At 36.0% G+C, this 17,440-nt stretch carries 14 protein-coding genes; 6 read left to right on the forward strand and 8 right to left on the reverse strand.

The genetic code is table 11. The features are described from left to right. Positions 1 to 45 precede the first annotated feature (45 nt). On the reverse strand, positions 46 to 753 hold the full coding sequence (locus ABVM53_RS05340) for a Crp/Fnr family transcriptional regulator (RefSeq protein ID WP_405330271.1): 708 nt from the start codon (positions 751 to 753) through the stop codon (positions 46 to 48). Between the two features lie 136 nt (positions 754 to 889). Beyond that, the gene (locus ABVM53_RS05345) at positions 890 to 1,174 is read right to left on the reverse strand and encodes a hypothetical protein (RefSeq protein WP_128757864.1); all 285 of its coding nucleotides are present in this window, start codon (positions 1,172 to 1,174) and stop codon (positions 890 to 892) included. 168 nt (positions 1,175 to 1,342) lie between these two features. Here ABVM53_RS05345 and ABVM53_RS05350 point away from each other — a divergent pair, with 168 nt between their 5' ends. From ABVM53_RS05350 to ABVM53_RS05365, 4 genes are all read left to right on the forward strand, one after another. Further along, positions 1,343 to 2,122 carry a DUF6503 family protein gene (locus tag ABVM53_RS05350; RefSeq protein ID WP_405330273.1) on the forward strand — a complete coding sequence of 260 codons (780 nt, stop codon included), beginning with the start codon at positions 1,343 to 1,345 and terminating at the stop codon, positions 2,120 to 2,122. A gap of 68 nt (positions 2,123 to 2,190) precedes the next feature. Then, complete coding sequence (locus ABVM53_RS05355; protein WP_405330275.1) at positions 2,191 to 2,784, forward strand: TlpA family protein disulfide reductase; 594 nt, start codon at positions 2,191 to 2,193, stop codon at positions 2,782 to 2,784. Positions 2,785 to 3,042: 258 nt separating this feature from the next. Next, a complete protein-coding gene (locus tag ABVM53_RS05360; RefSeq protein WP_405330850.1) occupies positions 3,043 to 4,011 on the forward strand; it encodes a bifunctional methionine sulfoxide reductase B/A protein in 969 nt (322 codons plus the stop codon). A 189-nt stretch (positions 4,012 to 4,200) separates the two neighbouring features. Then, the gene (locus ABVM53_RS05365; RefSeq protein WP_405330276.1) at positions 4,201 to 5,421 is read left to right on the forward strand and encodes an MFS transporter; all 1,221 of its coding nucleotides are present in this window, start codon (positions 4,201 to 4,203) and stop codon (positions 5,419 to 5,421) included. A 290-nt stretch (positions 5,422 to 5,711) separates the two neighbouring features. On the opposite strand, the gene ABVM53_RS05370 is transcribed toward ABVM53_RS05365, so the two are convergent. Together ABVM53_RS05370 and ABVM53_RS05375 are read right to left on the reverse strand one after the other, a co-directional pair. Further along, positions 5,712 to 10,094 (reverse strand): AAA domain-containing protein, encoded by a 4,383-nt coding sequence (locus tag ABVM53_RS05370; protein WP_405330278.1) that lies wholly within the window; start codon positions 10,092 to 10,094, stop codon positions 5,712 to 5,714. 307 nt (positions 10,095 to 10,401) lie between these two features. Continuing rightward, positions 10,402 to 10,794 (reverse strand): lysozyme inhibitor LprI family protein, encoded by a 393-nt coding sequence (locus ABVM53_RS05375; RefSeq protein WP_405330280.1) that lies wholly within the window; start codon positions 10,792 to 10,794, stop codon positions 10,402 to 10,404. A 162-nt stretch (positions 10,795 to 10,956) separates the two neighbouring features. Between ABVM53_RS05375 and ABVM53_RS05380 the strand changes: the two genes are divergently transcribed. Together ABVM53_RS05380 and ABVM53_RS05385 are read left to right on the forward strand one after the other, a co-directional pair. Continuing rightward, on the forward strand, positions 10,957 to 11,751 hold the full coding sequence (locus ABVM53_RS05380; RefSeq protein WP_405330282.1) for a HipA family kinase: 795 nt from the start codon (positions 10,957 to 10,959) through the stop codon (positions 11,749 to 11,751). Further along, a complete protein-coding gene (locus tag ABVM53_RS05385; protein WP_405330284.1) occupies positions 11,729 to 12,112 on the forward strand; it encodes a DUF3037 domain-containing protein in 384 nt (127 codons plus the stop codon). Before ABVM53_RS05380 ends, ABVM53_RS05385 begins: the two co-directional genes overlap by 23 nt. A 1,143-nt stretch (positions 12,113 to 13,255) precedes the next feature. Here the strand turns inward: ABVM53_RS05385 and ABVM53_RS05390 are convergent. The 4 genes from ABVM53_RS05390 to ABVM53_RS05405 form a co-directional block, all read right to left on the reverse strand. After that, a complete protein-coding gene (locus tag ABVM53_RS05390) occupies positions 13,256 to 15,484 on the reverse strand; it encodes a TonB-dependent receptor (protein ID WP_405330286.1) in 2,229 nt (742 codons plus the stop codon). Positions 15,485 to 15,597: 113 nt separating this feature from the next. Next, the gene (locus ABVM53_RS05395; protein WP_405330288.1) at positions 15,598 to 16,032 is read right to left on the reverse strand and encodes a hypothetical protein; all 435 of its coding nucleotides are present in this window, start codon (positions 16,030 to 16,032) and stop codon (positions 15,598 to 15,600) included. Positions 16,033 to 16,151: 119 nt separating this feature from the next. Further along, a complete protein-coding gene (locus ABVM53_RS05400) occupies positions 16,152 to 16,517 on the reverse strand; it encodes a glyoxalase (RefSeq protein ID WP_405330290.1) in 366 nt (121 codons plus the stop codon). Next, positions 16,518 to 17,438, reverse strand: coding sequence for a glycerophosphodiester phosphodiesterase family protein (locus tag ABVM53_RS05405; protein ID WP_405330292.1), 921 nt, complete (start codon positions 17,436 to 17,438; stop codon positions 16,518 to 16,520). Positions 17,439 to 17,440: the final 2 nt, after the last annotated feature.

The raw sequence follows: 17,440 nt of genomic DNA on the forward strand, positions 1-17,440 counted from the left end.
GGCAGATTTTATAGAATTGAAATTCGTAAGAAGTTACACGGTAGTTTAGAAATTGCCTCCGTTTTGAAGTTGCACTAAGCCCTCTTTATTAAGAATGCGTATGCGTTTCCCTTTGGTCGCTATGAGTTGTTGCTTTTTCATTTTTGCTAATGTACGTATACACAATTCTGTAGCCGTACCTACCACCGCTGCAATGTCTGCCCGAGAAAGAACAAGATTAAAATAACCGGCTTCATCACACCCAAAATTTTTCTCCAAATATAGAAGCACTTCTGCTATACGCTGATTTACCGATTTCTGAGCCATATTCACGATTAGATCATCTGCTTGCTTAAGCTCCTGAGCCATATGCTTCAAGATCGCAGCTACAAAAGCCGGGTTGTCGGTAAGCGTCTGAGTAATGTTGCTTTTAGGTATGTAACAGACTTCCATATCGTTTAAAGCTACGGCGCTTAGGTTTGTCGCCTCTTCTGCTATAAGAGAACGCTGCCCCATCACCTCTCCTTTTGTAGCTATTTTGACAATTTGATCTTTACCGTTTTCACTTATTTTTGAAAGCTTAGAAACTCCGTTGCGTACACAAAAGACCCCATTAAGCTGCTCGCCTTCTCTAAAAATAGCTTCTCCCTTTTTTATAGTGCGGCTAACCTTACTATCAGAAATTTGTTTAAGCTCTTCTTTTTTCAAAGCTTTAAGCGCATTCAACTCTCTGATTATGCAATTTTCACATCTGGATTCTGAATGATCTGTCATACCTTCAAAATTAGGCAAAACAACTCAATCATTTATGCCGGTTGATGCTTCACGTTTGCGTTCAGTAAAAAAAGAAAACCTCAGAATAGTAAAGCTAAAATCCTGAGGTTTGGTTAATAAATAGTCTATAAAATAGTTACATCAGTAAGCTGCCTGCGATTATTAATATACTCGATACAATACTTGCGCCTAGTAACTTAAAAATAAGTTCAGGCTTTTGTACAGTTAAGATAGCTGCATTATGCGTGCTGCACAAAATTACCGTGAGCATAACAATTAGCATTTGAGTCATTCCGTGCCCAAAATGAAGCACACTAAAGACTGCTGCAGAACCTAAACAGGTACTTAGAATGATACCTAGTGCAGAGTATCCTAGCACATTATCAGTAAAATCAGAATGGAATTTTGAGAACACGTTCATACCAGATCATTTTAATTATTAGTAATTTACAGGGTAAAATTACCGGTAGTCAGCGTCCTATTTTATGACTTTTGTCAGTTTACAGAATTAAATTCAAAATAAAATAAGTGGGTCGTTGTAAGCCATTTTTAGAACCGAAGACTAAACATTCTAATCAACCTATATACAATGAAATACGCTCTACTCCTTTTTATTCTTAGCATTACACTGGCTTGTAATTCAAAAAAAGAAAACAATACACAACCTGAAACGACCACAGAAATCGAAGACTCAGCAGAAGAACCAAGAAGTTATCCTGTGGCTTTTGAGAAAATACTGAAAGCTCACGGCGGGCTAGATAACTGGAAATCCTATAAAACGCTTCAGTTTACGATTGACAAATCACCTAATACAGATGAAACGCACACCATAGATTTAGAAACCCGCAAAGATCAAATTCAAATGGGTTCTGCTACAATGGGTTTTGACGGTTCACAAGCCTGGCTTACCGATCCTGAAGAGACTTATAAAGGTAATCCTAACTTCTACCACAATCTTATGTTCTATTTCTACGCAATGCCGTTTGTACTTGCCGATGAAGGAATCATCTACGATGCTACTACAGATCTGGTAGTGAAAGATGTGGCGTACCCTGGTTTTAAAATAAGCTTTGAAGCTAATGTGGGTTCGTCTTCAAACGATGAGTATTACTTATACTATGATTCAGAAACCTATAAAATGCGCTGGTTAGGCTATACAGCAACTTTTGGTGCAGAAGAAAAATCTGATGCCGTAAATTATATCGCGTATGACAACTGGACAAATGTAGAAGATGTACTCTTACCTCAATCTATTTCTTGGTATGTGGTAGAAAATGATCTATTAACTGAACCTCGCAATACGGTATCTTTTAAAAACAGCTCATTAAGTAAAGAAGCAAAACCAGATACCTTCTATTCAAAAAAATAAGTGCTGCCTAAGGAGCATTTTTAAAACGCAGCGCATAACTTGTGCTGCGTTTTTAGTTACTACTATTTATGAAAATCCAACACAAACGAATTTTAAAAATCACCTTGTTTATTGGGGCTATTGTAATTTTCTACAGCACCGGCCTCAACAATCAAATACTAGCACTCGTACAACGCGGAATGCTTAAAACCGGTATTTTTAACCCTAAGATTGAGTATGCTCAGGAAACTACAGATGCTTCAGAAAACGAACTCACAAAAGCAGATTTTGAAGTTCAGTTTTACAACGAGCAAGACGAACTTGTTTCTTTAAAGACATTTAGTGGTAAACCTATTTTTATGAATTTCTGGGCCACCTGGTGTGCACCCTGTATTGCAGAAATGCCAGGTATTGCTAATCTCTATGCAGATAAATATAAAGATGTAAATTTTGTGCTGGTCTCATTTGATACAGACTTTCAAAAGGCACGCGATTTTAAAGCAAAAAAAGGCTACACTTTTCCCATTTATCGGGTTGCAAATGATCTTCCTGAGATGTACAACACCGGAAGCTTACCCACAACGATTTTTATAGATGCGCAAGGCAATCTTGCCCTTACCCATATGGGAATGGCAGATTACGACACACAAGACTTTAGATCTTATCTTGATTCGCTGAAATAAAAAAGCCTCTAAACGTGCACTAAAAATTATTCAGTAAGATATTTGCTAAACTTTAGGAACCCATTAAGAAAGTTCACTTTAGCCATTACGTCAAAACAGAAAACCCAAAACGATTAAGAATCGTTTATATTAAAAAAGAGTATGAAAAATAGAATTTTATTTTCAGCATTACTTGCAGCGACTATCGCATTGAGTTTATTATTTACTTCGTGCGGAGAAGGCAAACAAGGTAAAAATGAAGTGACAGAAAGTGCAGATATGGCGCTTAATGAATCGTTTCCTGCCGCTAAAGCAGACGAGGCGTGGAAATCACAACTTACCGAGAAGCAGTATGAAATTATGGTAAAGAAAGGAACAGAAGCTCCTTTTGAAAATGAATTCTACAACAATCACGAGGAAGGTATTTATGTAAGTGCCGCTACAGGGCAGCCTTTATTTAGTTCTGAAACTAAATTTGACTCTGGTACCGGATGGCCTTCTTTCTCCAAACCTATAAATGAAGATGCCGTAATCTGGGTAAAAGACAATAGTCTGGGAATGACTCGCGATGAGGTGATCGAGAAAGAAACGGGTTTACACTTAGGTCACGTTTTTGACGATGGACCAGATCCTACTGGCTTGCGTTACTGCATTAATTCTGCTGCTTTAAAATTTATACCGAAAGATGAGGTTGAAGCGGCTACTTCACAACAAGAAGCGACTGCTTATTTTGCAAGTGGGTGTTTCTGGTGTGTAGAAGCGGTGTACGAAAGCGTAAAAGGAGTTAAAGAATCAATTTCTGGTTATGCTGGTGGACACACAAAAAACCCAACTTACGAAGAGAGCAATACCGGTAAAACGGGTCACGCAGAGGCTGTGAAGATTATTTACGATCCTAGTGTGGTAAGTTTTAGCCAACTCGTAGATGTGTATTTTGGTTCACAGAATCCTACACAGGTAAACGGTCAGGGGCCAGATAAAGGTTCGCAGTATCGCTCTATTATTTTCTATCAGAACGATGCCGAAAAGAAAGTTATAGACGAGAAAAAAGCTGCATTAGCTAAAGAACTAGACGCTAAAATTGCTGCCGAAGTAAAGCCTTTTGATAAATTCTGGGAAGCCGAAGGGTATCACCAAAATTACGAAAGAAAACACCCGGAGAATCCATACATTCAAAACGTATCGATCCCGAGATTAGAGCGTTTTCAAGCAAAATTTCCAGATCTTATAAAAGACGGAAAGCACTAAGACTTTAAGTTTAAATTCAATACACAACAAAGCTCCCCTCTATCTTAAGAGGGGAGCTTTAATTTTAATTCTGTTTAGAAAATCGTATGGTCGTTCTGAATATTTAAGGTGATGTTTTTCAAAAAAGTATGCCTTAGATAAGTACCAACTCAATTTTGGCTATTTAAAATTTAAAAGGAAATTTCTCCTATGCACTTACGCGAAGCCTCTGCATCCCGAAAGAAAATCGCTACGATTATCACCTTTCTGTCTATTCCCTTATCGGGATTTATGACCGATATCTATTTGCCGTCGTTTCCGTCTATGGCGCGTAACCTTGACGTTTCTGAACAAAGTATCCAGTTTACGCTCACCTGCTTTTTTCTAAGTTATGGTTTTGCTCAGCTTTTTGTAGGTCCTGTGGCAGACAGTATTGGGCGGCGTAAACCAGTAATGATTTCGCTTGTTATTTTACTCTTGAGCAGCCTTGCGGTTACCTTCACCCACGAAGTCGCAGTTATTAGCTTGTTGCGTATTGTACAAGGGATTGCTACCGCGTTTATTGTGGTTGCAAAACGTGCTTATTTTGTAGACCTCTACGACGACAAAGAGAGAAAACATTACCTCAGCTTCTTTACTATTGTTTGGTCGTGTGGCCCTATTATCGCTCCGTTTCTGGGTGGTTTTCTCGAAGAGCAATTTGGCTGGCAGTCTAACTTTTACTTCCTGGCAATTTATGCAGCGATACTCTTTGGAGCCGAACTCGCTTTTGGCGGGGAAACCATACGCAATTATAAAAAATTCAACCTCAAGAAAACCTCGCTACTGTATATGGCAATGCTCAAAAATCCGGGGTTTATTTTAGGAATATTAGTCTTGGGATTTGCCTATTCGGTCGTGATGGTATTCAACATCGCAGGGCCATTTGTAGTAGAACACCATTTTAATTACAGTCCGGTGATAATTGGGTACTGCACACTGGTTCTGGGACTCTCCTGGATGATTGGTGGTATTCTAAGTAAGAAGTTTACACCGGTAGCTTTTGCAAAAAAAATACGGTTGGTCTCGCTAATACAGTTGGTAATTATTGGGGTGTTTATCACGCTCGCCGGCTTTGTAGATAATCTGGTGCTGCTAATCGGTTTTGCCTTTTTTATTCACATCTGCTCGGGCTTTTTGTTTACCAATTACTTTACCCAAAATATGATTTTCTTTCCGGGAAATGCCGGTATCGCAGGCGGACTAATGGGCGGTTTGCTCTACATCATCACTTCTATAGGGAGTTTTGCGATTTCTGCCTCGGGCGAAATAAACACGACATTCGATATGTCCTTGCGTTATCTAATGATCGCGGTACCGCTGGCAGCAGTGCTCTATTTTTCGTTACGGTATTTTAAAAGACGCGAATTGCGGAAGCGGGTTATACGTTAATGGTTAATTGATAGAAGTGAAACGTTGTAGAATTTAGAAGGTCACATCGAGCGGAGTCGAGATTATTGTGTATGGAAAGTAAGGTTGTAGTATAAACTCCCATTCAGAATAACGGAAAACGAGTAAACAAAAATTAGTTTTAACGCAACACCAAGTTCTTATTTTTTATTCAAGATGTTGCGTTTTCATACTTTTTTTATTCCGTTTGTCAATCATCATTGGTGCGATATACTTTTTTAACATTTTTGGCTGGTGCGAATTGCAAATGTGCATGGCCTTTTAGCGCCGGCTTAATTCATAATTTCTAATATTCTAACAAACTTATCCAAGTTCCCAATCTTAACCGTATCCCCAACAGATTTTCCTTTTAAAGCAATACCCAAAGGTGTCATAATATTTATTTTTTGAATACCATTTGATTTTTCAAATTTTGACACAGCTTGGTCAACTAAATGAACTTTCAAATCTTTATCAATATTTAAATATCTTACTTTCACTTTACTATTAACAGTAATGGATTTTTTTAATAATGTTGTTTGAACATCTTCTTTTTTACTGACCGCTTCAATAGTTTCCTTTAAATCTTTTTTAAGGCTTGGGGAAACCTTAGAAAGCTCATTTTCGATAATCGTGATATTATCTGTAAATGCTAGACCTGTTTTTGATTTATCTTCAAAAATTGAAGGACTGCTGCTTTTAATACTTTTTATAAATTCTACTAATTTTGTTGTCTCCTTTTGTGGGTTTCTCCACCAATTTGTGCTCCATATTCTATGAAAAACAAAACCGTGTCCTTCAAGAATTTTTTGCCTGTGTCTGTCGTGTAAATATGCTTCTTGGCTAGAATGATAAGCAGCACCATCACATTCTATTGCGATTTTTGGAAGTCCAATATGTTTCGTGTCGTAAACTAAATCAATTCTGAAACCTGCAAATTGAAGTTGAGGGATAATATTTTTTTCCTCAAAATGTTCAATTAGAGCTTCATAAACTTCCTCTTCAAATGGTGATTCAAGATCATCATTTAAATTTTCAATCGTAGTGCTTTTCGTGGAATTTTCTGCTAGTGTATTTAAAACTGAAACTCTTGCTTCGTTATCTTGTTCACTAACAGCTTTTGAATATGCTAAATAAGCGTATAAAGCACCTCTACGGTTATTTGAACCTTCATTTATTAAGTGCTCTTTGTAATTTAAAAATATATCTTCAGGGATTGAAGAACATACATAAACTTTGTATTTTGCTCTTGTAACAATAACATTTAAAAGCTTGTACCCTTTTTGATGATTTATTGAACCAAATCTTTGGGAAAATTTCCCTTCTTTATTAATACCATAAGTGGTTGAAAGAATAATTACATCTCTTTCGTCTCCTTGAATATTTTCTAAATTTTTAACAAAAAAACCATTCTCTTCGAGTTCAATTACTTTGTCGTTAAAGTCTCTGTATTTATCAAATTTTCTTCTTTCATTAATCTTACCTAAAATTAGATTTCGTTGATTGATGTTAAAAGTTGCTACTCCAACTGTTGGATATTCTCCGTTCGGAAGTCTTGAAATATTGTTATCAATTATTGACAGAATTGTTTCAGCTTCTGCATCATTAGAATTATCTGAATATGTGCCATTAACGGGAACATAATTTATTGGAACATAATCAAAACTGTTTGGAAGTGGTTTTAATCGTTGATTATAAAAGGCATAATTTGAATAATCAATAAGGTAAGGATGTCTTGAGCGATAATGAAAGTCTAAATGCTTTTTCTCAAAACCTAATTCGGAAGCAAAATCAAGAAGTGACTCACAATCCGAAAGTGAATTACTTATATCGTTTTTAATTTTGTCTATTTCATCTTCAAATTCATCCTCATCGTCAATTGCACCATCAAATATTTTGCTAAAATAATTCGAGGGTGGCATTTGGTGTTCATCTCCTGCAATTATAATCTGCTTCCCTTTTAAAAGTGCTGGTAAATTATCTTCTAACTTTAATTGACTTGCCTCATCAAACATAACAATATCAAAATATTGATTTTTGCCTTTAAAGAGATTACTTACTACGTCTGGTGTTGTTAGAATTATTGGAAAGAAAGTAGTGAATAAATCCATATCCAATTTTACAATTTCCCTTAAGGATAGTCGTTTATGTCTTTTACCTGCTCGTTTATTATATAAATTTTCAACTGCTAAACTTGGATGCTTATTATCAAACTCTCTTGTTGCATCTATTTGTTTTGAAAACCAATATTCTCTAATATATTTAATCTGTTCTTTTTCAAGTTCGGATAATGATTTCCCTAATTCAATATGGTCGTTATCATTAGTTGGTAAATCTGTGTTTGCAGAATTTACAAGCATAGAATTAAGGTAGAAAATCAAAAATGTTTTTCTCCAATTTGTTTTTTCCTTTAATTGGTCAATTATTAGTCTATTCTCTGTTGATAATGAATTGTAAAATTGAAACCACTTAAACTCAATTGAAAAAAGGTCGTTTTCATTTGCGAAAAATTGCTCCTTTGAATCTAATAAAGCCTGAATTTGAGAAATTATAACATTGTGAGAATCTCCATTTATTTCTTTTTTAGTCCAATTTTGTTCTTTGATTTTCGTCTTTAAACTACTAATATTTGTTTTTATTGTTTGTAGTAATTCTGTTTCAAATTCCTTTTCATTTGATTTAATTAAATTTAGGAATTTGTACTCATTTTCAATTTTAGATTGAAATTCATTATTAATTCGCTGAATAATTTGCTTATATTTTTTAAGAATGTCTTGATTCCCTTTAATTGTATTAGAGAAGACAATACTTTCAAAGTCTTTGCTATGATTAATTTTAGAGGAATAATCTTCAAAAAGTGAATTTATTGTTTGTTGGTCGGTAAGTGTAGTTTTCTTTTCTTTCGAGAAGATAGAAATAGTTTTAAATAAAAATCCATTTGTTTTTTCTTCATCGAAAAAGTCGTTGTTTACTTGATGCTTTGTTAGTATATTTTGAATAGAATTTTCAATATCACAAATTGAAGTTTTTTGCAAATTAAACTGTTCATTTCTAATTTTATAATATTCTAATTCATAGCTTGGAATGTCATCTAATATTATTTTTAACTCTTTTTTATAGATTGAAAAATCTTCTTCAATCTGCTGTTCTATAATAAATGGATTGTCTCCGACTAATTTTACAGGGTTGATAAAAGAAAGGTTTAGATGAGGTTTAAATTCTTCATATAAATTTTGTCCTTTTCTAATTAGCTCTAGTAATTGATTTAGTTCAGATGATTCATAACTGAATGTTTCTTTTGCTAAATCAAGATTGTAGTCTTCTAAATTGTCTTTTAATTCTGATAATAATGAACCAACAATGTGAGTCCAATTTTTATTACCGACTAAATTTGCTCCTAATTTTTTATGTCTCTTATTTATTGAATCAATTAAGTTTTTTGACTTTTCAATTATATTGTCTAAAGTTTCTTTAGAATGAGTGTATCTATATCTTCGATATGAGGAATTATCTACTCTATCTCTTACAGAATCAACTGCAACTTTTCTGTCTTTAACTATGTCTTTTAGCAGAACGCATTGATAATTAAGACCTTTTTCATTTAGGGCATTGTGAAGCACTTCTAAAGCTGTTCGTTTTTCACAGACAACAATTGTCTTTTTTTGATTCTCTAAAGCATTTACTAAAATCGCTGTAAGCGATTGACTTTTTCCTGTTCCTGGTGGTCCTTGAATTAAAATATTCCGAGAAGTTTTTAAAGAATGCAAAATTCCTTGTTGTGAAGGATCGGTTTCGACTGATGATATTGGTTGAAACGTATGTTCTACCATATCCTCAAGGTCAATTGTTGCACCTTTTAATTCTAGTAAATTCGTATAATCGTGAATGATATTTTGCTTCTGAACCTCAAAAATTGAAAATAGTCCTCCAAAATCTATAAATGAATTATTAGATGTTAACGGTAGCTTTTCATAATGTTTCTTTTCTGGAATAGATTTTATTTTATTTAGTTTTTCCTTAAATGTTTCACGAAGGTCACCTGGAATTGAACTGTTTATGGATTCAATGATATTTACGCAAATATCCACAAGTTCACTTTTGTCAATTAAGCCATCATCTAATAAGTCCGTTGAAATTTGGTTAATCTCAATTTTGGAATCATTTTGCAAATGATTAATTAAAACCTCATTTATATAAATTGGGTCATCTTCTGTTCGTAGTATTTCCCAAGTATTAAATTCTTTTGTTCTTCTTATTCTTAACGACCAAATTAAGATAGGTGCAACCGTTAATTTGTTGTCTGATTGGTCTCGTCTTACAAGTATGGGAAATCCAAAACCGAAAGTGTTTATTCCTTTTTCCGATTCTATTGCCTCTGTTTGATTTATTAGATTTTCAAAGGACTTGGTTATTTTTACTAATTGTGTTTGGTCGTCTTCAAAAAGAGAATTCAAATCGGGAACATTGTCTTTCCAACTAATTTTAAATTTTAGTGGTAATTCAGTTAGTAAGGCATTAATGAAATTTGCTGGAAGATTTTCGTCTATATGAGATAACCTCGTTAGGTCAAATTTATATCTCGAACGTGCTGGGATGGCATTTAAATGAACTCCTCTTCGGCTACCAACTTTTAGTCGGTTTTGTAATTCAATCAGTAGCTTTTCGGTTATCTCCATTTTTTTCGGTTGGTTTCAGTCTATTAAAATAGACTCTTTTTTTTATTCAATATTTAATTTTTCTATTGCGCTCGAGCGTTGATAAAAAAACAACTCTTTTAGTTTTTTTTAGCGTTGGCTTATTTGGCTGGTTTCAGCTCGTGCACAACTAATTTTATTTCAAAGAAATACATATTACATTGATCTTTAAGTGACAATAATATATTACCTTTTTAAAATTAACTCCTAAATCTACCGCATTCCCCAATTTAATCAGTACAGATTTCCATAATCAACTGATTTATAACTTAAAAAGGGGATAAATCCGCTATTTTGTTTTTACAGATCCGGCGCAGGCATCACCTTCTTCTATACCTTGAAGCCAGATCTTTAATGTATCAACTCGTTCCTGGGTTAAAGCTTCTAAATAACTTGCGCTACATACTGGCTGTATACTCCCATAGTGATTGCCTGCATACGCGGGATACTTCATTTCAAGTTCTGCATCTCTAAATTGTATCCAGAGTTTCTGAGCAGTTTTTAAGTTTTTAATGAAGAGCGTGTCGTGCTTATATTCTTTTAAAATATCTTGATAAACCTTATTGAGTTCGTCATCAACCTTTTGTAACGACTCATAGGCCGTTATATTCATTTCAGACTGATTTTGTGAAAAACCACTTAAGGAAATAGTAAGTAACAAGAATGTAAATAGATGTTTCATAAATAAGTATATTTTCTAATATCTAATACGATTGACTTTTAAATGGTGTTCTCTAACATACCACTACCTCTCGCACAGGTATATGAAGTACTAAATATCATTCTTTTTTATTGGTTTCTATACGTTGCTAAAAGTTTATTTTTGCTTCTTCATAAATAACAGATGATTCCTACTCCAGAAATTCGCCACGTCAATGTTACGCGGTACATTACTCCTTTGCGGGAAGGCGGTTCGCTACCGGCGGTCGCAGATGCCGATGACGGTTTTAAGTATGTCGTAAAATTTAAAGGCGCCGGACACGGGGTAAAAATGCTTATCGCAGAACTTATAGGTTGTGAGATAGGTCGCGTACTGGGTTTTAAAGTTCCGGAAGTGGTTTTTGCACATCTTGATGAAGCCTTTGGCCGCACCGAAGCAGATGAGGAAATTCAGGATTTACTTAAAGGCAGCCAGGGACTTAACATCGGATTGCACTTTTTATCAGGTGCCATAAACTTTGATCCCGTAGTAACAACAATTGATGCGCAACTGGCTTCTGAAATCGTTTGGTTTGATGCATTTATGACAAACATCGACCGCACCTTTCGCAATACAAATATGCTTATGTGGCACCGCGAATTGTGGTTAATCGATCACGGCGCATCGCTGTACTTCCACCACAGTTTTACGAATTGGGAGAAAGGAGCACAAACTCCATTTGCACTGGTTAAAGATCACGTATTGCTTCCGCAGGCAAGCGAACTGGATACTGCAAATCTCAAACTAAAGAGCCTACTTACACCGCAGGTTTTACAAAATATCGTAAACCTCATCCCGCAAGAATGGCTCGAATGGGAAGGTTATGAGCAGACAGCCGAAGAAATTCGCGCGATCTACTTTCAATTCTTAACCGCACGATTAGCACAAGCCGAAGTATTCACTAAAACTGCTCAAGATGCACGGAAAGCACTTATATGAGTACGCGGTAATACGCATTGTACCTCAGGTAGAGCGTGAAGAGTTTATAAATGTAGGCGTAATCCTGTACTGCAAAAGTCCGCGGTTTGTAAATATGAAATACATGCTGGATACTCAAAAACTAGCTGCCTTTTGCCCAGACCTTGATGTCGAGCAGGTACAAAAAAACCTCAGCGCTTTTAAAGCAATTAGTTGTGGGGAGAAGTCTGGCGGTCCTATTGCGCAGCTTGAAGCTTCAGAACGTTTTAGATGGCTTACTGCTACCAGAAGCTCAGTAATACAAACCTCAAAAACGCATCCCGGTTTTAGTGAAAATCTAGAAGATACTTTAGAACAGTTGTTTATTGATTTAGTGATGTAGTTTAAAATCAAATAATTTTACAAATTTGAAATATAGATTAAACAGGGGATTTGTTCATTTTTTCCATTGATGAAAAAACAAAAAAAAATTTAGGCTTAAAAAGCTTTATCTAAATCTATCATTTACTCGCTAAATTTTAGAAACTCGCTCAACTGATTTTTAAAGAACTAAATACATAATCTCAAACAGTCTAAAATTTTACGCTCAAGCATTTCAGATTTTACGATAAATCTTTATAGGCCAGTATTAACTGCATAAATGATAATTCAAACTTCAAAAACGTATCCCGGTTTTAGTGATGTAGTTTTAAATCAAGTAATCTTATAAATTTGAAATATAGAGCCTCATTAATTGGGGCTTTGTTCATTTTTTCCATTGATGAAAAAACGAACCAAAAAAATCTAGGCTTAAAAAGCTTTATCTAAATCTATCATTCCCTCGCTAAATTTTAGAAACTCGCTCAACTGATTTTTAAAGAACTAAATATATAATCTCAAACAGTCTAAAATTTTACGCTCACGCATTTCAGATTTTACGATAAATCTTTATAGGCCAGTATTAACTGCATAAATGGTAATTCAAACGTCAAAACCGCATCCCGGTTTTAGTGATGTAGTTTAAAATCAAATAACCTGAAACTTGAAATATAAAGCCTCATTAAATAGGGGCTTTGTTCATTTTTTCCATTGATGAAAAAACGAACCAAAAAAATCTAGGCTTAAAGAGCTTTATCTAAATCTATCATTCCCTCGCTAAATTTTAGAAACTCGCTCAACTGATTTTTAAAGAACTAAATACCTAAGCTCAAACAGTCTAAAATTTTTACGCTCATGCATTTCAGATTTTACGATAAATCTTTATAGGCCAGTATTATCTGCTGAAATGGTAATCCAAACGTCAAAAACGCATCCTGGTTTTAGTGATGTGGTTTAAAATCAAATAATCTTAAACTTGAAATATAAAACCTCATTAAAAAGAGGCTTTGTTCATTTTTTCCATTGATGAAAAAACGAACCAAAAAAATCTAGGCTTAAAAATCTTTATAGGCCAGTATTATCTGCTGAAATGGTAATCCAAACGTCAAATACATTCGGGTTTATAAAACCGGAGGAAGCCTTGCGGCTTCCTCCGGTTAAAATAGAATTAAAAACGATACGTGATTTTTCCTCTTAAATAAAAAGGGGTTCCCGGCGTAAAATGAATCTCTTCTACAGCCGCAGGCTCATTAAAGAGTCGGCTTTCTGTAGCAAACTGGGTCTCATTCCATTGGGTGTCAAAGAGGTTTTCGACAATCACGCCTAATGTCCATTTGTTCCAATTGTAATTCACATTAAAATCGGTTACAAAATAGCCTTCCGCAGTGATTGAATCATCCACATTTGCCGCACGATCGCCCAGCCATCTGTAGCCTAACGAACCTGAAAAACTATTTAGATTTTCTACACTAAAACCACCCGCAGAGGTAAACTTTGGCGCAAGCGGAATATAATCTGCTCCATCTGGCTCTTCGGTACTTCGGGCGTGGGTATAATTGCCGTCTGCATAGAAATACAACCAGTCGAGAACCTGATAGCGCGCTCCCAACTCTACACCCATACGTCGTGTTTTTCCGCTAGGTTCTACGATACCTGCATCACCTACATACACAAACTCCTGATCGAGAAAAAGCGTCCATAACGTAGCGTTAAGCGCAAGCTTTTCTGTAGGCTTCACAATAGTTCCCAGATCTGCACTGTACGCGGCTGGTAAAATATCTTCTCCGCTATTTGCAATGACTACACGTGCATCATTAGAATGAAAACCAATGCCTGTTTTTAAAGAAAGCTGCCAATTACGATTCACAGAAAAGACCGTATTAAATTTCGGACTAAAGGCAACTTTAGACTCGCTTTGTGCATCGTAAGTTTCGGTAAGCTTGTTGTAATAATCAAACTTAAAATAGTCTAATCGTACTGCAGGATTAAACGTGAACTTACCGGTTTTAAATTCGGTATTTAAAAATGCAAAAGCATTAAACTCATCTACATCACCATAGGCGAGACGGTTTAGAGTAATCTGTCTGTTGAGGGTATGTGCCAGTTCTACATCATCTACATTATCATATCTAAACCCAATACCGGCTTGATAATCGAGTGTAGTGGCAGTAGAAACCTGAAGCTCCCGCTGCTCATAAACACTTTGTAAACCTGTAATAAACCGATCTTCATGTTGCTTAATCTGATCGCCATTCACAGGGTCTTCTAAGAAAAAGGTGAAATTAGAAAACAACTCGAAGTCATAATTAGACACATAGGCATTGGTTTTTAAAACCGCATCGTGTTCCAGATTTTTAATGTGATTGAGGGTAAGATTAGATCTACTGGTTTGCCCGCCTTCTGTGGCGTCTATTGCTCCAAATCTACCTATCAAACCTTGATCGACCGCGCGCTGCGGAATTTGCCCGGACGCATCCCACTTGCTCTGAAAATGAGACGCGGTAAGTGTAAGCTTGTCGTTATTTGCATTAGTATACCCGTAACGTCCCATTACATTAAACCGATTAAAATTTTGCGGCGCATCAAAAGGACCATCGGTTAAGTATATCTCAGAAGCTACGTAAGCGGAATGCTCATTTTCATCAATAAGATTAAACATTCCTGTTAATCGGGAGGTGTTAAAGTGGCCCGCTTCTAACGAAATACTATTTGTGTTAAGTTGGTCTTTTAAACGTAAATCTACATAGCCGGCTGTATTAAAATTCCCTTTATCTGCATAGTAAGCGCCTTTACCAAAATCGATATTTTGAATGGTTTCAGGAATCACAAAGTGCAAATCTGCATAGCCTTGACCGTGTGCGTGAGACACCATATTTACTGGCATCCCTTCTACACTTATCGCGACATCGGTACCGTGATCTACGTCAAACCCGCGTAAGAAAATCTGTTCTGCTTTCCCTCCTCCGGCGTGCTGGCCTATAAATAATCCGGCTACTTTTCTAAGAATTTCCTGTGATGATTTCACCGGATTGAGTTGCAGATCTACAGCGACTATGCTGCTTAGCGTGTTTACCTTTGAAGTAAGTACGATTTGATCTAGCGAAGTGCTCGCTTCCACGATTGTGAGTATCTGAGATTGTAAAAGCATTTCTCTGGTGAGAACATGCTTTTGAGTTTGAAAACCAAGTCTTGAGATTACTACCGAATCATTTAAATGTGCATTAGGAAGTATAAAATTGCCCTTGCCGTTTGTATGTGTATGTTTCCCGGTGTTGAGGTTGTAAATAGTTACATTCTCAATAGGATTGTTTTGAATATCTAGAATGTTTCCAGTAAAATTCTGAGCAAAACTCAGGTGTGCGCAAAGCGTAAAAAGCAGTAAAAAACTGTATTTCATATTTTTGTGTATTAACATAATTGTATAAGGCTGTATCTTCTTTTTCATTTAAAAAGAGCATAGCGTGGCTAACCCCTTAAATTAGCGGCTAGCGATAAAAATTATATGAAATACTACAGTTTAGGAGGTGGTGATGGTGTGTGGAGTGCCAGCTGCTGATGTGTAGCAGCGATAAATTTGATTACCAGCTCTTTTCTTAATTGAAGAGTCGCTAAGTCTGTTTTAAAATGTGTGCCAGGAAGGTGTTTATCAATTTTAACCGGCTCCTGTTCTTTTTTTTCTTGCTGAAAATCATCTTTAAAAGGCTCTAAAACCTGTTTGATGTATTCTAAAGTACGGTGGTCGTGACCCGCTTCTGCAAGAAGCTGCTCGGCATTTAAAAAATCGTGATTGTGATCGCTAGAAGTTACGTGATCAAATTTATGTTCCAGATCGTGAACCAGCGTAAGCATCTCTTTTTGTAAGGGTGCTGCTACATAAACAAGCGCCATAAAGAGACTTGCAATTGCAATAGCTTTAGATCGTAAAAAAGACTCTTCTTTAAACATCAGGCTTCACTCAAAACTGAAGTTTACAAAACTAATACTATACCTTTCTTAACCTTGATTATTTGGCTGGAAATTTAATCCTTAACCAAATATGTCTAAACGAGATTATACGGTAAATTTTAATTTTTAAAACTTCCTATATGCCAGAGTATTCCGGAAGGATCGTGCACAAAAAACTCGGCTCCCCAATCATTAGTCACAATTTCTGAAACCCGAACTCCGGGATATTTTTGTGGTAATTGAAGCGCTTTTACATCAGTCAGGTGCTGTTCTAGATCTTCAACTTCCAGAAAGAGCATGCTATTATCTACCCAGTCTTTGACATAAGCATCCTGCAAATAAAAGGAGAAATCTCCCAAAGAAAAAACAGCCATTTTAGGCGGAAGCAGAACTTCATTAAAACCCAAATCCCGGTAAAACCTACGTGAAGTTTCAAAATCTTTAGCTCCTATAAACGGTCGAATGGATTTGGGTTTAAAATTCATTTATTTCTTTAGTTTTTCAATTACCCGCTCGGGGTAATCAGTGATTATACCATCTACTTTTAAATTGATTACCGCATCAATATCGGCAGGTTCGTTTACCGTCCACGGTATTACCTGCATTCCCTTATCACGAATGGCGGCTACCTCAGCACTATCAAGCAATTTAAAATACGGACTATAAATCTGCGGCTTGAAGCTTAACAGTTTCAAGTTTTCTTCAAGAGTTCTGTCTTCTACTAAATAAGCCAATTCGATCTGCGGATAATTGCTGTGCATCACCTCAAGTATGCGTATATCAAAAGACTGCATATTAATTTGATCCTCAGCCTTTTTATCCTGCACCACCTGCATTACCAGATCTACAAATTCGTCGGGTCCCGGCTGGTACATTCCATACACGGCTTCTTCAGATTTTATCTCAATATTAAATTTTACAGGCTTGAGATTCTCGGCTTTAATCGTTGCTGCAACGGTATCAAAAACCTCACTTAGTAACGGCTTATAGGTTTTCATTTTTTGCTGCTGCGGAAAGCGTACATTCCCTTTAGAACCGCCGTCAAATTGTTTAATTTCGGCATAATCCATCTTATAGAGATTGTATTCTTTTTCGGTTTCTTTAGCGATAGAATCCCCTGTAGGCGTTTGCATATAAAGGGCGAGCATATACGGCTCGTGGCTTACCACTACCTTTTTATCTTTAGAAATCACTACATCAAGCTCCAGCACATCTACCCCTTTTCGTAATGCACCCAAAAAAGCCTCGATAGAATTTTCGGGTAGATTACCGCGATCTCCTCGATGCCCTTGTACCTGTATTGTATGTTGTTCTGCTACCTTCATCGGTTCTTGCTCTTCAGATTTTGACTTACAGCCTGTCGCAATTAATACTAGTGTAAGTACTCCTAAAATTACATTTTTCATTG

Origin of the sequence: Leeuwenhoekiella sp. LLG6367-2.1, from assembly GCF_045055775.1 — a bacterium.
GTDB classification, from domain to species: Bacteria; Bacteroidota; Bacteroidia; order Flavobacteriales; family Flavobacteriaceae; genus Leeuwenhoekiella; species Leeuwenhoekiella aequorea.

What these genes read in the sequence shown, in the direction of transcription:
- ABVM53_RS05340 (WP_405330271.1), bottom strand. Translation starts at nt 753, where the DNA reads ATGACAGATCATTCAGAATCCAGATGTGAAAATTGCATAATCAGAGAG.
- ABVM53_RS05345 (WP_128757864.1), bottom strand. Translation starts at nt 1,174, where the DNA reads ATGAACGTGTTCTCAAAATTCCATTCTGATTTTACTGATAATGTGCTA.
- ABVM53_RS05350 (WP_405330273.1), top strand. Translation starts at nt 1,343, where the DNA reads ATGAAATACGCTCTACTCCTTTTTATTCTTAGCATTACACTGGCTTGT.
- ABVM53_RS05355 (WP_405330275.1), top strand. Translation starts at nt 2,191, where the DNA reads ATGAAAATCCAACACAAACGAATTTTAAAAATCACCTTGTTTATTGGG.
- ABVM53_RS05360 (WP_405330850.1), top strand. Translation starts at nt 3,043, where the DNA reads ATGGCGCTTAATGAATCGTTTCCTGCCGCTAAAGCAGACGAGGCGTGG.
- ABVM53_RS05365 (WP_405330276.1), top strand. Translation starts at nt 4,201, where the DNA reads ATGCACTTACGCGAAGCCTCTGCATCCCGAAAGAAAATCGCTACGATT.
- ABVM53_RS05370 (WP_405330278.1), bottom strand. Translation starts at nt 10,094, where the DNA reads ATGGAGATAACCGAAAAGCTACTGATTGAATTACAAAACCGACTAAAA.
- ABVM53_RS05375 (WP_405330280.1), bottom strand. Translation starts at nt 10,794, where the DNA reads ATGAAACATCTATTTACATTCTTGTTACTTACTATTTCCTTAAGTGGT.
- ABVM53_RS05380 (WP_405330282.1), top strand. Translation starts at nt 10,957, where the DNA reads ATGATTCCTACTCCAGAAATTCGCCACGTCAATGTTACGCGGTACATT.
- ABVM53_RS05385 (WP_405330284.1), top strand. Translation starts at nt 11,729, where the DNA reads ATGCACGGAAAGCACTTATATGAGTACGCGGTAATACGCATTGTACCT.
- ABVM53_RS05390 (WP_405330286.1), bottom strand. Translation starts at nt 15,484, where the DNA reads ATGAAATACAGTTTTTTACTGCTTTTTACGCTTTGCGCACACCTGAGT.
- ABVM53_RS05395 (WP_405330288.1), bottom strand. Translation starts at nt 16,032, where the DNA reads ATGTTTAAAGAAGAGTCTTTTTTACGATCTAAAGCTATTGCAATTGCA.
- ABVM53_RS05400 (WP_405330290.1), bottom strand. Translation starts at nt 16,517, where the DNA reads ATGAATTTTAAACCCAAATCCATTCGACCGTTTATAGGAGCTAAAGAT.
- ABVM53_RS05405 (WP_405330292.1), bottom strand. Translation starts at nt 17,438, where the DNA reads ATGAAAAATGTAATTTTAGGAGTACTTACACTAGTATTAATTGCGACA.